At 65.2% G+C, this 17292-nt stretch carries 15 protein-coding genes; 4 read left to right on the top strand and 11 right to left on the bottom strand.

Annotated elements, in window-relative coordinates; translation table 11 throughout:
• Positions 1–18 precede the first annotated feature (18 nt).
• From ABB29_RS03970 to thpR, 9 genes are all read right to left on the bottom strand, one after another.
• Positions 19–483 (bottom strand): low molecular weight protein-tyrosine-phosphatase, encoded by a 465-nt coding sequence (locus ABB29_RS03970; RefSeq protein WP_057657321.1) that lies wholly within the window; start codon positions 481–483, stop codon positions 19–21.
• Positions 480–1268, bottom strand: coding sequence for a 3-deoxy-manno-octulosonate cytidylyltransferase (gene kdsB / locus ABB29_RS03965; RefSeq protein ID WP_057657320.1), 789 nt, complete (start codon positions 1266–1268; stop codon positions 480–482). Before kdsB ends, ABB29_RS03970 begins: the two co-directional genes overlap by 4 nt.
• Positions 1261–2304 (bottom strand): tetraacyldisaccharide 4'-kinase, encoded by a 1044-nt coding sequence (gene lpxK, locus ABB29_RS03960; protein WP_057657319.1) that lies wholly within the window; start codon positions 2302–2304, stop codon positions 1261–1263. The genes kdsB and lpxK overlap by 8 nt, the downstream gene beginning before the upstream one ends.
• The gene (msbA, locus tag ABB29_RS03955) at positions 2301–4073 is read right to left on the bottom strand and encodes a lipid A export permease/ATP-binding protein MsbA (protein ID WP_057657318.1); all 1773 of its coding nucleotides are present in this window, start codon (positions 4071–4073) and stop codon (positions 2301–2303) included. Before msbA ends, lpxK begins: the two co-directional genes overlap by 4 nt.
• Entirely contained in the window at positions 4070–4492 is a 423-nt protein-coding gene (locus ABB29_RS03950) for an ExbD/TolR family protein (RefSeq protein ID WP_057657317.1), read from the bottom strand. The genes msbA and ABB29_RS03950 overlap by 4 nt, the downstream gene beginning before the upstream one ends.
• Positions 4493–4499: 7 nt before the next feature.
• Positions 4500–5126 carry a MotA/TolQ/ExbB proton channel family protein gene (locus ABB29_RS03945; protein WP_425414725.1) on the bottom strand — a complete coding sequence of 209 codons (627 nt, stop codon included), beginning with the start codon at positions 5124–5126 and terminating at the stop codon, positions 4500–4502.
• 35 nt (positions 5127–5161) lie between these two features.
• The gene (locus tag ABB29_RS03940) at positions 5162–7519 is read right to left on the bottom strand and encodes a DNA internalization-related competence protein ComEC/Rec2 (protein WP_425414724.1); all 2358 of its coding nucleotides are present in this window, start codon (positions 7517–7519) and stop codon (positions 5162–5164) included.
• Positions 7520–8209: 690 nt separating this feature from the next.
• Positions 8210–8974, bottom strand: a complete 765-nt coding sequence (locus tag ABB29_RS03935) for a DUF1223 domain-containing protein (RefSeq protein WP_057657314.1) — start codon at positions 8972–8974, stop codon at positions 8210–8212.
• A gap of 17 nt (positions 8975–8991) precedes the next feature.
• Entirely contained in the window at positions 8992–9654 is a 663-nt protein-coding gene (thpR, locus tag ABB29_RS16475) for an RNA 2',3'-cyclic phosphodiesterase (protein WP_170185843.1), read from the bottom strand.
• A 138-nt stretch (positions 9655–9792) separates the two neighbouring features.
• On the opposite strand from thpR, the gene ABB29_RS03925 reads away from it, so the two are divergent.
• Positions 9793–10842 (top strand): DUF481 domain-containing protein, encoded by a 1050-nt coding sequence (locus ABB29_RS03925; protein ID WP_170185842.1) that lies wholly within the window; start codon positions 9793–9795, stop codon positions 10840–10842.
• Between the two features lie 214 nt (positions 10843–11056).
• Here the strand turns inward: ABB29_RS03925 and ABB29_RS03920 are convergent, their stop codons facing one another.
• Entirely contained in the window at positions 11057–11323 is a 267-nt protein-coding gene (locus tag ABB29_RS03920; protein ID WP_057657311.1) for a DksA/TraR family C4-type zinc finger protein, read from the bottom strand.
• 164 nt (positions 11324–11487) lie between these two features.
• Between ABB29_RS03920 and ABB29_RS03915 the strand changes: the two genes are divergently transcribed.
• The 3 genes from ABB29_RS03915 to ABB29_RS03905 all read left to right on the top strand — a co-directional run bounded on the left by ABB29_RS03915 (position 11488) and on the right by ABB29_RS03905 (position 13545).
• On the top strand, positions 11488–12498 hold the full coding sequence (locus ABB29_RS03915) for a sodium:calcium antiporter (RefSeq protein ID WP_057657310.1): 1011 nt from the start codon (positions 11488–11490) through the stop codon (positions 12496–12498).
• Positions 12499–12619: 121 nt separating this feature from the next.
• Positions 12620–13288: a glutathione S-transferase family protein gene (locus ABB29_RS03910; protein WP_057657309.1), complete on the top strand. Its 669-nt coding sequence runs from the start codon at positions 12620–12622 to the stop codon at positions 13286–13288.
• 26 nt (positions 13289–13314) lie between these two features.
• Complete coding sequence (locus tag ABB29_RS03905; RefSeq protein WP_057657308.1) at positions 13315–13545, top strand: DUF4287 domain-containing protein; 231 nt, start codon at positions 13315–13317, stop codon at positions 13543–13545.
• A gap of 33 nt (positions 13546–13578) precedes the next feature.
• Here the strand turns inward: ABB29_RS03905 and ABB29_RS03900 are convergent, their stop codons facing one another.
• Positions 13579–17175 (bottom strand): methylmalonyl-CoA mutase family protein, encoded by a 3597-nt coding sequence (locus ABB29_RS03900; protein ID WP_057657307.1) that lies wholly within the window; start codon positions 17173–17175, stop codon positions 13579–13581.
• Between the last annotated feature and the right edge of the window lie 117 nt (positions 17176–17292).

Raw genomic sequence — 17292 nt, 5'->3', positions numbered from 1 at the left:
CCTGATTATGCCGCAGAGTCACTTTTGAGAAAGGCGTGCGACCGCCGCTGATGCGGCTGAATCAACCAGTCGCCAGACATGCTGGAAATCCTCGGCCTGGCCGGTGTACGGATCCGGGATGGCGCCGTCGGCCAGCACCCCGGCCCAATCCAGCAGCAGCACGACCTTGTGCGCGGTGCCAGCCGGGGCCAGCCGCCGTACATCCTTCAGGTTCTGCTGGTCAGCACACAGCAGCCAGTCGAAATCATGGAAATCCGATGGCCGCAGCTGGCGTGCGCGCAGATCGCTGATATCGACCCCGTGGCTGCGCGCACAGGCGACCGCGCGCCGGTCCGGCGCCTGCCCCGCATGCCAGTCGCCGGTGCCGGCCGAGTCGATCTCGACCCGGTCGCGCAGGTGCGAACGCTGGATATGGGCGCGCAGCGCGCCTTCGGCCATCGGCGAACGGCAGATGTTGCCCAGGCAGATGACCAGCAGCTTCATGCCTGACCCAGCAGCTGTGCCTCGGCGCGAGCCAGGTCTTCCGGCGTGTCGACGCCGGCGGGGAACGCTGATGGCGCCAGCGCCACCGCGATGCGATGGCCGGCTTCCAGCACCCGCAGCTGTTCCAGCGATTCCACCTGCTCCAGCTGCCCCGGCGGCAAGCGGGTGAAACAGCGCAGGAAGCCGGCCCGATAGGCGTAGATGCCGATATGCCGCAACCACTGGCCGGCAGACGGCAGTTGTTCGCGACTGCTGGCAAAGCCGTCGCGATGCCACGGAATCGGCGCGCGGCTGAAATACAGCGCATCACCATTGGCCGCGCGCACCAGCTTGACCGCATTCGGATCGAACAGGGTCTGCGCATCACTGACCGGGGTCGCCAGCGTCGCCATCGGCGCGCCACTGTCGAGCAATGCCCGGGCCACGGCGCGGATGCCATCGGCCGGGGCAAAAGGCTCATCGCCCTGCAGGTTGACCACGGCCACGTCATCACCCCAGCCAGCAATGTCCGCGCATTCGGCCAGCCGATCGCTGCCGGAGGCGTGATCCGGCGAGGTCATCGCCACCTCGACCCCACTGCCCTGCAATGCATGCGCGATGCGCGGATCGTCGGTGGCCACCCAGACCTGGCGGGCACCGGCCTGCAGCGCGCGCCGTGCCACGTGCAGCACCAGTGGATCACCACCGAGCAGACGCAACGGCTTGCCGGGCAACCGCGAGGCGGCGTAGCGCGCCGGGATGGCGACCACGAAATCGCCAGCACCCGCCTGGCTGTCGTCACTCATTGCGATCCCCCTCCTCCACGTCCGTACTCCGCTTGCCGCCGCTGCCACGCCGGCGCAGCTTGTCCAGTTTGTCGAGCAGGGCGACCCAGAAGGCTTCCGGCAACTGCGCGCTGATCGGCACGCTGAAATACCAGTCCTTGGCCAGGCCGGCGCACTTGACTGCGTCTTTTTCGGTCATCAACACCGGCAGCTCGCTGCCGAACTCGAAGTCGCGCGCGCTGTAGGCATGATGGTCGTCGAATGCGTGCGGCACGACCGCTATCCCCCGTCCGCGCAGCATGTCGAAGAAACGCGGTGGATGGCCGATGCCGGCCACCGCGTGCACGCGCTGGCCAGCGAACGAGGCCAGCGGTCGCGAGCGCCCGCCATGCAGCGGCAGTGCCGCGTCGCTGGCCAGTCGCATCGGCCATTCGCCAAAGCCCGGCTCGCCACCATTGACGACCCGGAAGTCGCACCGCTGGCCGCGCTCGACGGGTTCGCGCAGAGGCCCGGCCGGCAGCAGCTTGCCGTTGCCGTAGCGGCGCTCGCCATCGATCACTTCCACTTCAATATCGCGTTGCAGGCGGTAGTGCTGCAGGCCGTCGTCACAGACCACCACGTCGCAGCCGGCGTCGGCCAGCGCGCGTGCCGCCGCGACCCGGTCGCGATCCACCCGCACCAGCGCGCCGGTCTGGCGCGCGATCAGCACTGGTTCGTCGCCGCCCTGGGCCGGGCGGGTGTTGGCGTCGACCCAGGCCGCCTGATCCGGCTGCTGGCGTCCGTAGCCACGGCTGGCCACGCCCGGCGTGTAACCGGCCGCGCGCAGGCGCTGCACCAGGGCGATGGTCAGCGGCGTCTTGCCGGTGCCACCGACGGTGATGTTGCCGACCACCAGCACCGGTACCGGCACGCGTACCGAGCGTCGCCAGCCGGAATGATAGGCGCGCACGCGCAGGGCGATGACGGCGGCGTACAGGCGTGACAGCAGCCGCATGTGCCAAGGCACCGGGAAACCATCAAACCAGTAACGCGGCGGCGTCCTGCGCTTGCTGCTCACCCGATCTCGCCCTCGCGGAACTGCATCTGGTGCAGATGCGCGTACAGCCCACCACGCGCCAACAGCTCGGCCGGGCTGCCCTGCTCGACCAGCCTGCCCTGATCCAGCACCAGCACCTGATCGGCATGCTCGATGGTCGACAGACGATGGGCGATGACCAGCGTGGTGCGATCGGGCATCAGTTTTTCCAGCGCGTTCTGGACCAGGCGCTCGGACTCGTTGTCGAGGGCGGCGGTGGCTTCGTCCAGGATCAGGATCGGTGCGTCCTTCAACATCGCCCGTGCAATCGCCAGGCGCTGTCGCTGGCCGCCGGAAAGGCGATTGCCCTTGGTGCCGACCGATGCCTGCAGGCCTTCGGGCAGTTGCTCGACGAACTCCAGTGCATTGGCGCCACGGATGGCGTCGTCGATGGCCGCGGCCTCGGCCGCGCCCATTTCACCATAGGCGACGTTGGCGGCGATCGAACCATCGAACAACACCACCTGCTGCCCGACCAGCGCGATCTGCCGGCGCAGGTCAGCCAGGGTGTAATCACTGATCGGGTAACCGTCGAGCAGGATCTCGCCGGCTTCTTTTTCGTAGAAGCGTGGAATCAGCTTGATCAGGCTGGATTTGCCGCTACCGGAACGGCCGACAATCGCGGTGACCGTGCCCGGCCGTGCGGTGAAGCTGATGTCCTCCAGAGCCGGCCGTGTCTGGCCGGGGTAACGGGCACTGACATGGCGGAACTCGATCAGACCATTGGCGCGTTGCAGATGGCGTTGGCCGGCATCGACTTCGTCCGGCGCGTCCAGGACGGTGAACAGGCGCTCGGCCGACGCGACCCCGCGCTGCATCATGTTCTGCACGTTGGTCAGCTGCTTCATCGCCGGGATGATCCCGATCATCGACACCATCAGCACGATGAAATCACCGGCGCTGAGGCGGCCGGCCTGGGCTTCACGCCCGGCAATCAGCAACAATGCCGCCAGCCCTACAGCGCCCATGAACTGGACGGTGGCCGAGGAAATACCCTTGGTCGATTCGACCTTCATTGCCAGCCGCAGATTGTTGTCGGCTAGGCCGCGGTAGCGCTCAAGCTCCATCGCCTGGGCGCCGTAGATCTTGACTTCCTGATGACTGGACAGGGTCTGGTCGGCGGACTGCAGCAACGCGGCGCTGCTTTCCTGGATGCGATGGCTGATGCGCCGGTAACGCTTGGCGACCTTGTCCATGATCCAGGCCAGTGGTGGCGCCAGCACGACGATGGTCAAGGTCACCTGCCAGCTGTGCCACAGCATCACCCCAACCAGCACGATGACCTGCAGCGATTGCTGGATGACCACCTTGGCCGCATCAACCGCTGCCTGCGACACCTGGTCGCTGTCCGAGCCCAACCGCACCAGCATTGACGGTACCGGCTCGTTGTCGAAGCGCGAACCCGGCAACCGCAGATACTTGCCCAGTACCTTCACCCGCAGATCGCGGGCGATGCTGCGGGCGGCACGGCCCATGCTCATGTCGGTGGTGTAGCCAGCCGCGCCGCGCACCAGGAACAGGCCGAGGATGGCCAGCGGCAACCAGATCGCCACCTCCGCATTCTTCTCGATGAAGGTGACGTTGGTGATCGGCTTCATCAGACTGGTGAACGCACCGCTGGCCACGGCTTCCACCAATGCCCCGACCAGCGCCAGCAGCAACAGCCCGCGATACGGCTTGGCGAAACCAATCAGGCGCCTGTAGGTCTGCCAGTGCGATGCTTCAGTTGACTGGCGGTCAGCGGTACTCAAGGCTTCACCTCCGGTGCGGTGGCGATGTTGACCTTGTGGAAGCCAAGTTGCCCCAGCGCATCCAGCGCGGTCACCACCGCCTGGTGCGGGGTGCGCGCATCGGCCCGCAACAGCACCGGTCGCTGGCGGTCGCGGCCGGCTACCGCCGACAAGGTCTGCTTCAGGGCATCGATGTCGGTGCGCAGGACTTCCTGGTCATCGACGAAATAATGGCCGTCGGCATTGACCAGCACGCTCAGCGCACGTGCCTGCGCGGCGACCGGCTCGCCGGTGGCGCTGGGCAGCTGCAGCTGCAGCATCGAGCGGCTGTCGAACGTGGTGGTGACCACGAAGAAGATGATCAGGACAAGGATCACGTCGATCAGCGGCACCAGATTGAGTTCGGGCTCTTCGTGGGCTCGGTCGTCACGTATGCGCATGGGCGGCTCAGGCGTTGGCCGGGACGGCGGTCGCCGCGACGGGGCCACGCACCGGCGCGCGCGATGGGCGCGCTTCCAGCGCATCGACCAGCGCGGTGGCTTCTTTTTCCATCTCGATGACGTAACCGCTGATGCGGCCGCGGAAATAGCGATAGAACATCAGCGCCGGAATCGCCACGATCATGCCGGTGGCCGCGCACACCAGTGCCTTGCCGATGCCGCCGGCCAACTGGTTGACGTCGCCGACGCCGCTGTCGAGGATGCCCAGGAACATCTGGATCATGCCAACCACGGTCCCCAGCAGCCCCAGCAGAGGGCCCGCCGAGGCGATGCTGCCGAGCGTGTTGAGGAATTTTTCCATGCGGTGGACCACATGCCGGCCAGTGTCCTCGATGCGCTCGCGGATCTGCTCGCGCGGGCGGTTGCGCACGTCCAGCGCGGCGGCCAGTACCTCACCCAGCGGCGAGGTGCGGCGCAACGACTCGATATGGGCCGGCTCCAGCTGGCCACGGGTCGCCCAGTTGCGTACTTCCTGGCCCAGTCCCGGCGGCAGGACTTCCTTGCGCCGCAGCGTCCAGAAGCGTTCGACGATGATCGCCAACGCCAGCACCGCCAGCAGCAAAAGCGGAATCATGGGCCATCCACCGGCCTTGACCAGTTCCAGCACGTTCAGTCCTCCGGCGCGTCCGGCCGTGTGTTGTCGGGCCGATAGGATAGCCCAGCTGCCTGCCGTCGCCGCACCGCATCCCACAATCGCCGCCGATGCGCGCGGTTTTCACGTAGCTGCAGGCCCTGCGCCGACAACCAGACCCGCAGCGCACCGGCGCTGGAGGTGTCCAGTACCTCGGCGCCGGCACGCTGCCAGCGTTGGACCACCGCAGCTTGCGGATGGCCGAAGCGATTGCCGTGACCGCTGGATACCAGGACCAGCCGCGCCTGCGTGGCCCTGACAAACGCCGGCTGCGACGAGCTGGCGCTGCCGTGGTGTGCAGCCACCACTACATCGGCACGCACGTCCTCAGGGCCGCGTCGCAACAGATCCCGCTCGATCACTTCACCGATGTCACCAGTCAGCAGTGCCACGCCATGCGCGGTCTTGATGCGCAGCACGCAGCTGGATTCGTTGCGCAGATACGGAAAGTGTGGCGGAGGATGCAGGAAGCGGAACTCGACGCCATCCCAGCGCCAGCCAACGCCCGCCTGGCACGGCGTCTGGACCGGCAGTGGCGAGCCCAGCGGTCCGAGCGTCGCCGCCACCGGGTAGACCGCGCTGACCGCCACCAGGCCTCCGGCATGGTCGGCATCGGCGTGACTGTGGATCAGCTTGTCCAGCCGGCGCACCCCCAGCGCATGCAGGGTCGGCACCACTACCCGTTCGCCGGCGTCGAAGCCGTCCCTGACCGCCGGACCAGCGTCGTACAGCAACGTATGGCCGGCGGTGCGCACCAGCACCGACAAGCCCTGGCCAACATCCAGCACCACCAGCTCGGCCTCGCCAGCCCGCGGCAGCTCGCGGTCCGGCCATAGCAGCGGCAGCCACAGCAGGCTGGCCAACGCCTTGCCCGGTACTCCGCGCGGCAGCGTCCACCAGAACGCGGCCAACAACGCCAGCGGCAGCGCCCAGCGACCGGCTTGTGGCAGCCACCACAACGCTGCCGGCGAGCGGGCCATCCACGCAAACAGGTCCCAACTGGGCTGGAAGCATGCCGCGGCGGCGCGCCAGGCCCACTCGCCGCTGCCGCCATGGATGACTTCCAGCGCGGTCCCCAGCAATGACAGCGGTACTACCACCAGGCTCCACCACGGAATCGCCAGCAGATTGGCCCCTATCCCGACCGCCGAGGCCTGGCCGAACAAAGCGATGGTCAGCGGCAACAGCCCCACCGTGGCTACCGCCTGCGCCGACAGGAATCCCCGCAGCCAGTGTTGTGGTCCGTCCGGCAGACACCACGCCAGCCAGGCCACGCCGGCAAAGCTGAGCCAGAAACCGGCCGTCAATACCGACAACGGCGCCAGCAACAAGATGACGCTCATCGCCAGGCCGAGTGCGTCCATGACGGCCAACGGCCGCCGCCAGCTGCGGGCAATGACCACCACCAGCAGCATCGCCACCGTGCGCAACGCCGGCAGGCCGAAGCCGGCCACGCCGGCATATACGCTGGCTCCGACCACCGCCGCCCAGCCCAGTACCTGTGGCAACGGCAGATACCGCATCAACGACGGAAACGCCCGCCACACCAGCCCGACCAGCAACGCGAATGCCGCGGCCACCAGTCCGACATGGAAGCCGGAGATGGCGATCAGGTGGGTCAACCCGGCCGCACGCAGGATTTCCCAGTCGCGATCGGTCAGCGCACGGGTATCACCCAGCGCCAGTGCCCGCACGAAGCGGCTGCCATCGACGCTCACCGAACGCGCGATGCGATCTGACATCGTTTCCCGCCAGGCCTGAAGCCCACTGGCAGGCTGCAACAACACAGCGCGGTCCGGCTGCCTGACATAGCCGGTGGCAGCCAGCTGTTGCGCCAGCGCATGGCGTTCACTGTCCCAGCTTCCGGGATTGCTGAGGCCACGGGGTGCGCGTGCCTTGATCGAGAACCGCCATCGCTGGTTGGCAAGCAGCTGCCGGCGCGGGCCGGGGGCGGTACTGCCGTAGGCGTCATACCACGACAACCGGATACGCTTGCCACGCAGTTCCGCCGCCGATCCCGTTGTTTCATCAACGTCGAACAGAAACACGCTGCGCCTGGCCTCATGTGCAGGCAGGTTGGCCACCCTGCCCTGCACCACTATTTCACTGCCTTCGGCAGCTGGCGTCAGTTGTCGCGACAGGACATGTTCGGCATGCAGCGCCGCCCAGCACCCACCCATCAGCAATACCGCGATCCAGCGTCCCTGCGGCCAGCGCCAGGCCAGCAGCGCGGCAGCGATCAGTGTCGTCCACAGCACAGGACCGGATGGCAGCCAGGCACCCCACAGGCACAGACAGATTCCGGCCAGCCACGCCAGCATCAACGACCGGGTCACCGACCAATACCGCCGCCGCGCGGCTGGCACGCTTCGGCGTTGATGACCAAAGCCACCTTGCTGCGTGGTGGACCCGCCATGCACGATCGTGGCGCGCTTGCCGTGCTTTTGTCGGCCATGCCTGCTCCCTTGGCCTCTACCATTGTCCCTGCACCACCCGCTATCCCGCCTGGATCCGCGGCCAGGCGTGGTGAAACCATCGCGGCATCCCTGTCACAGGTGCGACCTGTTACAGCTCGCGTGCTCTGCACTTGGCCCAACTCGGCAAGCATCGCCTGTGACAGTCAACACATCTGGTGAGGATGCGATGAGCGCGTGTTCCGCCGAGACGAGCACTCAACCGGCACTTCGCGCAGGCAACTGGATTCGTCGTCTATTGGTCAGTGCCGCGGGTGCGGCAAACAATTGTGAAAAAAACGGGGCGGTGCAGGCCATCCTGCTCCCCGCCTGCACCGTGATCCCCGTAACCTCTCCTGCAGTCGCGCTCCCCTGGAGTGCAGGTCCATCTTCAGGCAACAGGGGACCGGCCACCATCAGACAGGCCCGTCGGCTTGGGTAGGAAGTGGGCTCGCTGTCAGGTCAGCGATAGCCTCGATTCAAGCCGGAGTGCGTGTTCGGAACGTTGTTCGGCATTGCCGATGCGAACACTCTCCGAACATGACGATGGGATTCTGCACCATCGCTGGCCGACTAGCTGGACGGGCCGCAGTCGCTGGCCGCGAGCTGCAACGACTGCAGTATCTGTCCATCCGCGGTCTGCGCGAACGCGACGATGCCCCAGTCATCCCCAGTGGAGGCCGGCAACATCGCCTGCTGCGACAGCGTACCGGCAGACAACGGCCACGGTCCCAGCAACCCGGTCACCACCCGATCATGGCGCAGTTGCCTGCCCTGGTTCTCGCCAGCCCTGACCTGCGTTAGCTGACCATTGACGTAGCGGGCCAGCCATAGCCGCGCGTTCGGCACATCGGCGGCCAAGCCGGTTGCGCCTATTCCGACCCGCCAGCCATCATCGGTTCGCGTCATCTGCAATGCCAACGCCACGCCCGGTGCCTGCCGCTGCTCAGCGGCCAGCGTGGCCTGCCACAGGCTGCGGCTGCGCCAGTTGCCATTGACCTCCGCACCGACCATCACCTGGGGCGTGTAGACAGTGTCGCCACCGGCACTGGCCACCCGTTGCCGTTGCCGGTTGGAGTAGGCCGGCGAGGCAAAGCGATCCGGCCAGCCGATGTCATCCCAGTAATCGACATGGAAAGCCAGGAAGTTTGCCTGCTGCGCGGGAAGCTGCGTGCTCAGCCAATGATCCGCCGGTGGGCAGCTGCTGCAACCCTCGGAGGTATAAAGCTCGACCAACGGCACCCGCTGGGCGCCACTGCGGGCCGCGCAGGTCTGGGTGGCCAACGCATCGTTGGATGAAATCAGGCTCATCGCCAGCAGGCTTTGGATCGCAAGCATTCGCATCACTACTCCGGTCAGCGGTTCTTTCCATCAAGAGGCAGGCCGTGAGCAACCGGATGCGCTGGCGGTTCATCCGGCAGCAAGCTGGCGGGCTCGGCAGGCAACAACGGCCAGCGGCCAAGCAATTCGTACTCCGGTTGTCGCTGCACGCTGGACAGCAACACGAATTCGTCAAAGCGCATCGATTCGGCTGCTATCGCGGCCAGCGGCGGGCGGGGCGCTGTATAGGCCAGTGTCAGATGCGGCAGCAGCGTCCGTGCCTCGCCCGGGGCAAGCCGCACGCCCTGCCGCAGCAGCCGTTGGCGCAACTGTTGCCACAGGTGCTGCAGCTCAGGTGGAACCACTTCGCCGGCCAGCGCCAACGCGGGATTGGCGGGATTGCCCAATGCCTTCAGCGTATCCAGGCGCAGAGAAAAGCCCGCTGATTGCAATCCCTGTGCCGCTGCGATGGCTTGCTGGATGCGATCGTCGCGCCGGCCCTGGCTCTGCCCCAGATACAGCAAGGTCAGGTGATAGCGCGACGGCGCGACCCAACGCGCACCCGGATGGGCGGTGTGCAGCTGGCTCGCGCGCTCCGCGATACCGGCCACCTGCCGCGGATCTGGCCGCAGTGCAAAGAACAAGCTGTGCAGCACCGGCGTGGCCGCGGCGAACAGGTCGCTTTGGGGTGGAGACACGGGCTTGGGCATACAAACAGCTTCCGAAAAGTTGATAATGGTCCGAGGCGCCGGACCGCGACAGCGGATTCGTCGCGTGCATTCAAGGATCGAGCGGCAGGCCCATGCATTTTCGCTCCCGGACACACGGAGGACGTGATGAAGGCAGGAAATTGTATCGCTGGAGCAGTGCTGGGCTGGCTGCTGGCTGGCAACGCCCTGGCAGCGCCAAAGACCGACGTGGTGGTCATGCGCAACGGCGATCGCATCACCGGCGAAATCAAGGGCATCGAACGCGGCATCCTGACGTTCAAGACCGATTCGATGGGCACGTTGTCGATCGAATGGGACGAAGTGGCCCAGATCAAGACCGACCAGTACCTGGAAATCGAGGAAAGCAACGGCGCCCGCCGCTACGGCCGGTTGCCTGAACTGACCGAGCCGGGGGTGCTGACCCTGCATCCCAATGCCGGCGGCCAGGGCAAGGATACCGTGGTCCGCATCGACCAGCGCGATGCGGTCCATGTGGTGCCACTGTCGGAAGGCAATTTCTTCGACCGCATCGACGGCCATATCAGCGCTGGCCTCGACGCGGCGTCCGCCAACGACAGTCGCCAGTACACATTGTCGGCGGATGCCACCTATCGCGATCCGATCCGGCAATGGACCGCGACCTACGACGGCGCCTGGGACAAGTCCACCGGCAACCCGAGCCAGGCGCGCAATGCGGCGACCCTGGAACAGCGGCGGTTTCTGGGCGAGGACTGGTTCTGGTCGATGGGTGGCAGCCTGGCGACCAATGATGAGCTGGACCTGCACCTGCGTACGTTGTTCGGCGGTGGTTTTGGCCGTTACTTCCTCCGCGATTCCCAGCGCGAGTTGTCCGGCCTGTTCGGCGTCGTGGTCACCCGCGAGGATTACGTCGGCACCCCGGCCAGCAGCAATACCGAAGGCCTGCTGCAGGGCAACTACGCGTTCTTCCGCACCAGCCATCCCGAGCTCGACGTCTCGCTGGCATTGACCCTCTACCCCAGCTTTACCGTCAGTGGCCGCTGGCGCAGCGAAGCCAGCCTGAAGGCACGCTACGAAATCATCAAGGACCTGTATTACGAGCTGAGTTACATCAACAGCCGCGACAACAAGCCACAGACCGAGGGTGCATCGGAATCGGACTGGTCGATCATCAGTTCGCTGGGCTACAAATTCTGAGAACACACGAAGCGCGCCTTGCTGCGCTGAAACCTGGACCAGGTCAGCACGTCGCCACTGCAGCATGAAGTGCAGCGCAGCGAGCTGCGTTCTACGGCGGGGCGGTCAATGACGCGAAGTGCAGCGCAGCAAGCTGCGCTCTACGGCGGGCGGTCAATGATGCGAAGAACAGCACAGCGAGCTGCGCTCCACGGGAGCCGGCCAGTGATGTGTCTCAGCGTAACTGGCTGTCCTTGCTGCCGCGACGGTTGATTGCCGAGCCGGACTGTTCGTTGGCGTCGGCCAGTTCCTGGCAGGCCACGCACAGGCGAACGCCTGGCACCGCGGCGCGGCGCTCCTCGGGGATCGGCGCATCGCACTCCTCGCAATGCGTCAATGACGGGCCACGGTGCAACTGGCGGCGGGCGCGCTCGACGGCGTCCTTCACGGTGGCATCGATTTGGTCCTGCACGGCAGTGTCGCCTGCCCATCCGGTCGCCATCTCGGTCTCCTCGCAACGGCTGGAATACGGTTACCCGCCAGCTTACCCAAGCCAGCTGAACGTCGATGAAGACCGGGTCAGGCACGCGGCCGCCGCAACCTGAAAATGCCTGCTGCCGCAACCGTGCGGCCTCACCGCTCACCGGGGCCGGGCTAGACTGGGGCATGGACGATATTTCGCAGTCAGGACTGGTTTTCCTCTTTCTCGCCGCCGCCGCCGTTGTCTGGTGGGCAGGCATCCATCTGGCCCGCGCGGTCGATCAGCTGGATGACGCCTTCGGCTGGGGCCAGGCCGTGGGCGGCATGGTCCTGCTGGCGATCGCGACCAACCTGCCGGAAATCGCCATCGTCGTCAGCGCGGTGCAAGGCAGCCGCATGGACGTGGCGATCGGCAACATCCTCGGCGGCATCGCCATCCAGACCGTGGTGCTGTCGGTACTGGATGCATTCGGCAATCGCCGCCGCACCCCACTGTCGACGCTGGCCAGCTCCGCGGCCCTGCAACTGGAAGGATTGCTGGTCATCGTGGTGCTGGCACTGGTGCTGGTTGGCCACTTCCTGCCGGCCAGTCTGATGATCTGGCGGGCCAGTCCGACCAGCCTGCTGATTGCGCTGGTGTGGGTGGGCGCCCTGCTGTTGCTGCGCGGCATGCGCTCGCCGGGAGCATCATCGAAAACGCCGGCAACGGCGAAAACCGGCAGGCCGTCAGTGGCCAAACCCGCCTGGATGTTCGCCATCACCGCCACCGCCACGCTGGTGGCCGGGGTCACCCTGGAACGCAGCGGCGATGCATTGGCGCAGGCCTGGGGCATGCAGGGTGCGGTCTTCGGGGCGACCGTGCTGGCGCTGGCCACGTCGCTGCCGGAAATCGCGACCGGCATTGCCGCCACCCGGCTTGGCAGATACGAATTGGCGGTCAGCGACATCCTCGGCGGCAATGCGTTCCTGCCGGTACTGTTCCTGTTGGCGACATTGCTCAGTGGCCATGCGGTGTTGCCGGCGGCCGCCCCGACCGACCTGTACATGACCGCGCTGGGTATCCTGCTCAGCGCGGTGTTCGTCGCCGGACTGCTGGTGAAGGCGCCACGCAAGTACGCCGGCATGGGCATTGACAGCTGGCTGCTGGTGGGCGTCTATGCCGCCGGCGTGCTGGGCCTGTTCTTCATCGCCGGCTGATCGCTGCCGATCAGGCAATCGATTCACCAGCACGCTGTCGATCCGGCCGTTGCCCGGACGTCATGGATGATGAGGCAGCCGCCGGCTGCCAGACATCCTTGTCGACATCGCTGGAGCCACCATGTCCACCACAGCCAAGCCACTGGTCCTGTTCGCCCATCCGTTCTCGTCTTATTGCCAGAAGGCGCTGCTGGCCCTGTATGAAAACCAGACCAGCTTCCAGTACCGCAGTCTGGAAGAGCCAGCCAACATGCAGGAGCTGGCACGGCGCTGGCCGATGAAACGCTTCCCGCTGCTGGTCGATGGCGAGCAGACGGTGCTCGAAGCCAGCATCATCATCGAGCACCTGCAGCTGTACCACCCCGGTCCGGTCCGATTGTTGCCGGATGACCCGCGGCAGGCGTTGCAGGTGCGCATGCTCGACCGGTTTTTCGACAACTACATCGCCACCCCGCAGCAGAAGATCGTGTTCGACGGCATCAGACCGCCAGCGTCCCGCGACCCACATGGCGTCGACGAAGCGCGGCGGATGCTGGACACCGCCTACGCCTGGTTGGACCAGTACATGAGCCAGCGGCAGTTGGCCGGTGGCGATGCCTTCAGTCTGGCCGACTGCGCCGCCGCCCCGTTCCTGTTCTATGCCGACTGGACCCATCGGATACCCGCGCAGCACACCCACGTGCACGCCTACCGGCGCCGACTGCTGGCCCGCCCGAGCATGCAGCGCGTGGTCGATGAGGCCCGGCCTTACCGCCATCTTTTTCCGCTTGGCGCGCCGGACCGCGATTGAATCTCCATACCAACAGGTGAAACGCCATGTCATTCCAGGCTTATCTCGACAACATCCAGGCCAGGACCGGCAAATCGCCGGCCGACTTCCGCAGGCTGGCTGCCAGGCAGGGTTTCAGTGATGGCAGCCATCTGCACGAGGGCGTCAAGGCTGGCCAGATCGTGGCCTGGCTCAAGCAGGACTTTGACCTCGGCCATGGCCACGCAATGGCCATCTACGCATTGCTGAAAGGCAGCAAAAAAGAAGGGGACGCCTGAGCACCCCCTGCTTGCTGCATCAACGCTTCCTGGTCACATGTTGCGCCGGTACTCGCCACCGACGTCGTACAGGGCATGGCTGATCTGACCCAGGCTGTGGGTCTTCACCGCCTCGACCAGTGACGCGAACACGTTGCCGCGTTCGCGCGCGGTGCGCTGCAGATAGGCCAGGCCATGGCCATCATGGACTTCGTCGCTGCCATGCTCCTCCAGCGCCACCGAATGCCCATGCTCGGTTTCACCGGCCGGGGCCAATGGATTACGGCTGGTCTGCCAGGCCTGCACGTTGGTGATCTGCTGGGCCTTTTCCGGTTCGGTGGAACGAATCAGCTCGATCTCGGTTGCAATCTCGCCGCCATGCTCGCGCGGCAGGAAGGTATTGACGCCAACCAGCGGCAGGCTGCCATCGTGCTTCTTGTGTTCGTAATACAGCGACTCTTCCTGGATCTTGCCGCGCTGGTACATGGTGTCCATCGCACCGAGTACGCCGCCACGTTCACTGATCGCTTCAAATTCCTTGTACACCGCTTCTTCGACGATATCGGTCAACTGCTCGACGATGAAACTGCCCTGCCACGGGTTTTCATTGAAGTTGAGGCCCAGTTCCTTGTTGATGATCATCTGGATTGCCACCGCACGGCGCACGCTTTCCTCGGTCGGCGTGGTGATGGCCTCGTCATAGGCATTGGTGTGCAGGCTGTTGCAGTTATCGAACAGCGCGTACAGGGCCTGCAACGTGGTGCGGATGTCGTTGAACTGGATCTCCTGCGCGTGCAGGCTACGGCCGGATGTCTGAATGTGGTACTTCATCATCTGGCTGCGTGCACTGGCGCCATAACGCTCACGCATCGCCCGCGCCCAGATGCGACGGGCAACGCGGCCAATCACGGTGTATTCCGGGTCCATGCCGTTGCTGAAGAAGAAGCTCAGGTTGGGCGCGAAGTCATCAATCCGCATCCCCCGCGCCAGGTAATACTCGACGATGGTGAAGCCATTGGACAAGGTGAAGGCCAACTGCGAAATCGGGTTGGCCCCGGCTTCGGCGATGTGGTAACCGGAAATCGACACCGAATAGAAATTGCGCACGCCGTTGTCGACGAAGTACTGCTGGATGTCGCCCATCATCCGCAGGGCGAATTCGGTGCTGAAGATACAGGTGTTCTGCGCCTGATCTTCCTTGAGGATGTCGGCCTGCACGGTACCGCGCACAGTGCGCAGGGTCTCGGCCTTGATCCGTGCATAGGTTTCGGCATCGACCAGCTGATCCCCGGTCACCCCCAGCAGGCCCAGCCCCAGTCCGTTGTTGGTCGGCGGCAGCTCGCCGTGGTAGTGCGGACGTGGGCGCTGCGCAAACCATTCATCCAGCCAGGCCTGCGCCTGCGCCCAGCGTTGCTCATCGGCCTTCAGGTATTTCTCGACTTGCTGGTCGATGGCGGTGTTCATGAACATCGCCAGGATGATCGGCGCCGGACCATTGATGGTCATCGACACGCTGGTGGTTGGCGCACACAGATCAAAGCCGGAATACAGCTTCTTCATGTCATCCAGGGTCGGGATATTGACCCCGGAGTTACCAATCTTGCCGTAGATGTCAGGCCGCGGCGCCGGGTCTTCGCCATACAGGGTGACGCTGTCGAATGCGGTCGACAAACGTGCCGCCGGCTGGCCCACGCTCAGGTAATGAAAACGGCGATTGGTGCGTTCGGGGGTGCCTTCGCCGGCAAACATCCGGATCGGATCTTCACCGGTGCGCCGATACGGATAGACGCCACCGGTATACGGATAGCTGCCCGGCAGGTTTTCTTTCTGCAGAAAGCCCAGCAGCTCACCCCAGCCTTTGTACGGTGGCGGCGCGATTTTCGGTATCTGCTGGTGGCTGAGCGAAGTCGTGTAGTTATCGATGCGGATGGTCTTGCCGCGCACTTCGTACTGGTTGACCTCGTCGGTGACCGACTTGCGCCGTGCCGGCCATTCGCGCAATAGCTTCAGCGAATCGCTGGACAGCGACTGGATGGCATCGTTGTAGCGTTGACGCAACGTCAGCAGCGAGCGATCAGCGACATGGCCGTGCTCGGCACCACCGCTCGGATCCAGCAACGCCTCGGCCGGATACAACTCCAGTGCCTTCGGCAGCGCGGCATCGTCCAGTTCCCGCAAGGCCTGCCACAGCGACTGCGCACGATCGGCGATCTCGGACTGGGTTTCGATCTGGCGGTTGATGGAGCGACCCTGTTCGGCGATCTCGGCCAGATAGCGCACCCGGCTGCCGGGAATCAACACCGTCGCACGCGGCTCTTTGATCGAAGTGTCCAGCTGCGGCGACCAGGCGTTGGCCGGCAATGACAGTTTCTCGCGCAGCAACCGGCACAGGTTGGCGAACATCCAGCTGATGCCCGGATCATTGAACTGGCTGGCGATGGTCGGATAAACCGGCACCTGCTCATCCGGAGTCTGGAACGCGACCCGGTTGCGCTTCCACTGCTTGCGGATGTCGCGCAGGGCGTCCTCGGCACCGCGCTTGTCGTACTTGTTCAGCACCACCAGCTCGGCGAAATCGAGCATGTCGATCTTTTCCAGCTGGCTGGCCGCACCGTAATCGCTGGTCATCACGTACATCGGGAAATCGACCAGATCGACGATTTCCGAATCGCTCTGGCCGATGCCGGCGGTCTCGACGATGACCAGGTCGAAGCCCAGCGACTTCAGGAACGCAATGCAGTCCTTCAATACCGCGTTGGTCGCCACGTTCTGGCGGCGGGTGGCCATCGAGCGCATGTAGATGCGGTCGCTGCGCAGGGTGTTCATGCGGATGCGGTCACCGAGCAGCGCGCCACCGGTACGGCGCCGGGTCGGGTCGACCGAGATGACTGCCATCCGCATCTTCGGGAAGCTGGCCAGGAAGCGGTTCATCAGCTCGTCGGTGACGCTGGACTTGCCGGCGCCGCCGGTGCCGGTGATGCCGATGACCGGGCTCTGGCTGGCACTGGTCGCGGCGAAGCGCGAACCGGAAGCGTTGGCCCATTGCCTGCGCAACTGGACCAGTTCGGATTCGGAAAAAATCCCGTCCTCGATGGCACTGAGCATTCGCCCGATGCTGGACTCATCGGCAATGACCGCCTGCTCCACGTCATCAGCGGCACCGCTTTCCTGCAGCTGCGCGCGCGCGGCCCCGGTACGCTCGACCACGTCCTCGATCATCTCCACCAGGCCCATCTTCATGCCGTCATTGGGGTGATAGATGCGTTCGACGCCGTAGCCCTGCAACTCGGCGATTTCCTCCGGGGTGATGGTGCCACCGCCACCGCCGAATACCCGCACATGGCCGGCGCCGCGTTCCTTCAACATGTCGACCATGTATTTGAAGTACTCGACATGCCCGCCCTGGTAGCTGGACAGGGCAATGGCGTCGGCGTCTTCCTGCAGCGCCGCGCGGACCACGTCCTCGACGCTGCGGTTATGGCCCAGGTGGATGACCTCCGCACCCTGCGCCTGGATCAGCCGGCGCATGATGTTGATGGCGGCATCGTGCCCGTCGAACAGGCTGGCCGCGGTGACGAAACGCAGCGGCGTGGATGTGGCCTGGGTAGGCACGGCCTGTACTGCGGGAACCTGTGGAGCCGGTGTGCTCATGCGCCTCTTGCTGCCTCGAATACTGGTATGGCATTGGATTGTACCGTGCGCCCCCGGCATCCCTGTAGGCACAAGGCCATGCATACGCGTGCGTATTGCCGGCGCGTGCAGACTCCA

It is taken from the genome of Pseudoxanthomonas dokdonensis (assembly GCF_001431405.1).
Taxonomy (GTDB): Bacteria; Pseudomonadota; Gammaproteobacteria; order Xanthomonadales; family Xanthomonadaceae; genus Pseudoxanthomonas_A; species Pseudoxanthomonas_A dokdonensis.
Note: the sequence above shows the minus strand (reverse complement) of the source record. Positions and strands in the feature narration are given on the sequence as shown.

Excerpts from the sequence above, each read along its gene's own strand:
- ABB29_RS03970 (WP_057657321.1), bottom strand. The coding sequence starts at position 483 with ATGAAGCTGCTGGTCATCTGCCTGGGCAACATCTGCCGTTCGCCGATG.
- kdsB (WP_057657320.1), bottom strand. The coding sequence starts at position 1,268 with ATGAGTGACGACAGCCAGGCGGGTGCTGGCGATTTCGTGGTCGCCATC.
- ABB29_RS03950 (WP_057657317.1), bottom strand. The coding sequence starts at position 4,492 with ATGCGCATACGTGACGACCGAGCCCACGAAGAGCCCGAACTCAATCTG.
- ABB29_RS03945 (WP_425414725.1), bottom strand. The coding sequence starts at position 5,126 with ATGATTCCGCTTTTGCTGCTGGCGGTGCTGGCGTTGGCGATCATCGTC.
- ABB29_RS03935 (WP_057657314.1), bottom strand. The coding sequence starts at position 8,974 with ATGCTTGCGATCCAAAGCCTGCTGGCGATGAGCCTGATTTCATCCAAC.
- ABB29_RS03925 (WP_170185842.1), top strand. The coding sequence starts at position 9,793 with ATGAAGGCAGGAAATTGTATCGCTGGAGCAGTGCTGGGCTGGCTGCTG.
- ABB29_RS03920 (WP_057657311.1), bottom strand. The coding sequence starts at position 11,323 with ATGGCGACCGGATGGGCAGGCGACACTGCCGTGCAGGACCAAATCGAT.
- ABB29_RS03915 (WP_057657310.1), top strand. The coding sequence starts at position 11,488 with ATGGACGATATTTCGCAGTCAGGACTGGTTTTCCTCTTTCTCGCCGCC.
- ABB29_RS03910 (WP_057657309.1), top strand. The coding sequence starts at position 12,620 with ATGTCCACCACAGCCAAGCCACTGGTCCTGTTCGCCCATCCGTTCTCG.
- ABB29_RS03905 (WP_057657308.1), top strand. The coding sequence starts at position 13,315 with ATGTCATTCCAGGCTTATCTCGACAACATCCAGGCCAGGACCGGCAAA.
- ABB29_RS03900 (WP_057657307.1), bottom strand. The coding sequence starts at position 17,175 with ATGAGCACACCGGCTCCACAGGTTCCCGCAGTACAGGCCGTGCCTACC.